Origin of the sequence: Kitasatospora sp. MBT63 (genome assembly GCF_000710465.2) — a bacterium.
Lineage (GTDB): Bacteria > Actinomycetota > Actinomycetes > Streptomycetales > Streptomycetaceae > Kitasatospora.
Map to the genome: position 1 here is coordinate 1 of NZ_JAIZ01000672.1, position 2,854 is coordinate 2,854.

Consider the following 2,854-nt stretch of genomic DNA (forward strand, 5'->3'; position numbering starts at 1 on the left):
GTCGCTCCCCATCGGCTCGCCGTGGCAGGTGACCGGGCCGTCGTCGGGCAGGCCCAGGAACAGGCAGACGCCGCCGACCGTGATCAGCACCAGCGCGCCGACCAGATCGCCGGCGCGGTCCTCGGGCTGTGCCACGGCCCGCCTCCCCCGCATCGCCCCGGCCTCACCCCCATCATCGGCGCGGGCCCGGCCCGGGCCAAGGGTTGTGACGGCTTGCCTTGCGGGGGCCCTTTCTACTAATTTGCTTAGGAGATTAGTAGTGATGGACGGACCCCGACCCCGACCCCAGGGAGCAGCACCACATGGGCCAGCACCGCCTCCCCTCCCCCGCCGGCCGGCGCCGCCTCGGCGCCCTGGCCCTCGGCGCGGGGGGCGCCCTGCTGCTGCCGGCGGTCGCCGCGCACGCCGAGCCCAAGCCCTCCCTGGAGCAGGTCCAGCGGCAGGTGGACACGCTGTACGAGGAGGCGGAGGCGGCCACCGAGCAGTACAACGGGCTCCAGGAGCGCCAGCAGCAGCTGCAGGCCCGCACCGGCACCCTCCAGCAGGAACTCGCGGTCCAGCAGGGCCGGTTCAACGCACTGCGGGAGACCCTCGGCGCGGTGGCCGCCGCCCAGTACCGCACCGGCGGCCTCGACCCGGCGGTGCGCCTGATGCTGACCTCGGACGCGGACGACTACCTGGAGAGCGCCGGCCGCCAGGACACCGCGGCCGCCACCCAGGTCGGCGCCCTGGAGCAGCTCAAGGGCCAGCAGCGCCGGCTCGACCAGCTGCGCGCGGAGACCGCCGGCCGGCTCGGCGAACTCGACGGCGCCCGGCAGGCCGCGGCGGCCAAGAAGGCCGAGGTGCAGGGCCGGCTCGCCGAGGTCCAGCGGATCCTGGGCGGCCTCAAGGCGGGTGAGCGGGCCCGGGTGCTGGCCGGCGACCGGCCCGCCGCCTCACGCAGCAGCGCCCGCACCCCGTACACCGGCCCGGCCACCGGGCGCACCAAGGACATCCTCGACTTCGCCCACGCCCAGCTCGGCAAGCCCTATGTGTACGGCGCCACCGGCCCCGGCTCGTACGACTGCTCGGGGCTGACGCTGAAGGCCTTCGCGGCGGGCGGGGTGTCGCTGCCGCGCACCTCGCAGGCCCAGTTCGCGGCCGGCCAGAAGATCGACAAGAGCCAACTCCAGCCCGGCGACCTGGTGTTCTACTACGCGGACCTGCACCACGTCGGCATCTACCTGGGTGACGGGAAGCTGCTGCACGCCCCGCGCACCGGCAAGACCGTGGAGATCGTCGGCGTCGACGTGATGCCGTACGCGGGTGCGGTCCGCTACTGACGCCGCGGGCCGCCCTGCCCGGGCGGGCCGGGCGGGCCGGGCGGGGCCGCACCGCGGGGGCTCAGAGCGCGGAGACGTTGACCGCGCTCGGGCCCTTCTGGCCGTCCTGGATCTCGAACTCCACGTGCTGGCCCTCGGCGAGGGTCTTGAAGCCGTTGCCCTGGATCGCCGAGAAGTGGACGAACACGTCCTTGCTGCCGTCCTCGGGTGCGATGAAGCCGAAGCCCTTCGTCTCGTTGAACCACTTGACCTGGCCCTTGATCTTCGCCATCGGAGCTCTCCTCGCGCACGCGTCGGCGCGGCCCGGCGGCCGCGCCGACGCGATCATGCCCAGTGGGAGGGCCCGGCTAACGGGGACCGCCGTGGCGGCCGCCGTCCGTGACCCCGGGCGGGCGGTCAGGAGAGTCCGGTGCCCGCCTGGTCGGCGGCCTCGTCGGCGGCGCGCGCCTCCCGCCGCCGGACCACGTCCTGACGGCGGGTCACCACCGCCACGGCGCCGAGCGCGGCGGCGGTGAAGGCGAGCACCCCGAGCCAGGGCCGGTCCACGGTGTGGCCGAGCGCGTGGTCCATCGAGTAGCGTCCGGCGCCCGCCACGCCCAGCGAGAGGCCGCAGGCGCCGAGCAGGGCGGGGTACTCGAAGCCGCCGCTGGTGACGAAGAAACCGGCCGGGGCGTGCACGGAGATCGCACCGGCCATGGTGCCGGCGACCACCGACCCGGCGACCGGGGTGGCGAGGCCCAGCACCAGCATCGCGCCGCCGCCGGCCTCGCCCAGCCCGGAGGCGATGGCGCTCTGCCGGCCGGGCTCGAAGCCCATGTGCTCCATGGCCTGGGCGGTGCCCTCCAGGCCGCCGCCGCCGAACCAGCCGAACAGCTTCTGCGTGCCGTGGGCGACGAGGACACCGCCGACGGCGGTGCGCAGGGCCAGCAGGCCGAGGTCCTTGCGGTACAGACTGGTCATGGTGACGCCCCTGGGTCCGGTGGCACGGCCGGCGCCGCGTCCGTCCTTCCCATCCCAGCCCAGCGGCCGGGGCCGCTCGACCCGGGACCGCCATTCGGGCTAATCCGTAGCCCGATCCGTCCGACCCTGGAGCGCCGTGCCCGACCACGCAACGACCCCGGCCCACCCCGGTGACCTGCCGGTCTACCGGCTGCCCGGCGCGGGCGTGACCGACCCGGCCGCGTTCTGGACCGCGCTCGGCCGCGCGGTCGGGGCGCCGGGCGGCTACTACGGCCGGAACCTGGACGCGCTCGCCGACTGCCTGCGCGGCGGCTACGGGCCGGTGCCGCCGTACGTCCTGGAGTGGGAGGACGCCCAGGTGGCCCGGCGGCGACTGGCCGGGTGGCCGGGGGCGGCGCGGGACGGGGGGCCGAGCTACTTCGAGGCGATCGTGGCGGTGCTGGAGGAGGGCGGGGTGACGGTCCTGCTCCGCTGAACGGAACCGGCCCGTCACCCCGCCCCCGAGGGCGCGTCCTGCGCGCCCTCGCGATCCCCCGGCTGCCCCGCCCCGGTCAGTCCGCCCGGCGGGGGGG

The 2,854-nt window shown here is 75.8% G+C and carries 4 protein-coding genes; 2 read left to right on the forward strand and 2 right to left on the reverse strand.

What is annotated here, in order from left to right; translation table 11 throughout:
- The first annotated feature begins 302 nt into the window (after positions 1–302).
- Positions 303–1,322 carry a C40 family peptidase gene (locus tag AA75_RS35325; RefSeq protein WP_033824472.1) on the forward strand — a complete coding sequence of 340 codons (1,020 nt, stop codon included), beginning with the start codon at positions 303–305 and terminating at the stop codon, positions 1,320–1,322.
- A gap of 61 nt (positions 1,323–1,383) precedes the next feature.
- On the opposite strand, the gene cspE is transcribed toward AA75_RS35325, so the two are convergent.
- Both cspE and AA75_RS35335 read right to left on the reverse strand, forming a co-directional pair.
- Positions 1,384–1,593 carry a transcription antiterminator/RNA stability regulator CspE gene (cspE, locus tag AA75_RS35330; RefSeq protein ID WP_033824473.1) on the reverse strand — a complete coding sequence of 70 codons (210 nt, stop codon included), beginning with the start codon at positions 1,591–1,593 and terminating at the stop codon, positions 1,384–1,386.
- 125 nt (positions 1,594–1,718) lie between these two features.
- Entirely contained in the window at positions 1,719–2,282 is a 564-nt protein-coding gene (locus AA75_RS35335; protein ID WP_033824474.1) for a DoxX family protein, read from the reverse strand.
- 136 nt (positions 2,283–2,418) lie between these two features.
- On the opposite strand from AA75_RS35335, the gene AA75_RS35340 reads away from it, so the two are divergent.
- Positions 2,419–2,757: a barstar family protein gene (locus tag AA75_RS35340; RefSeq protein ID WP_051814005.1), complete on the forward strand. Its 339-nt coding sequence runs from the start codon at positions 2,419–2,421 to the stop codon at positions 2,755–2,757.
- Positions 2,758–2,854: the final 97 nt, after the last annotated feature.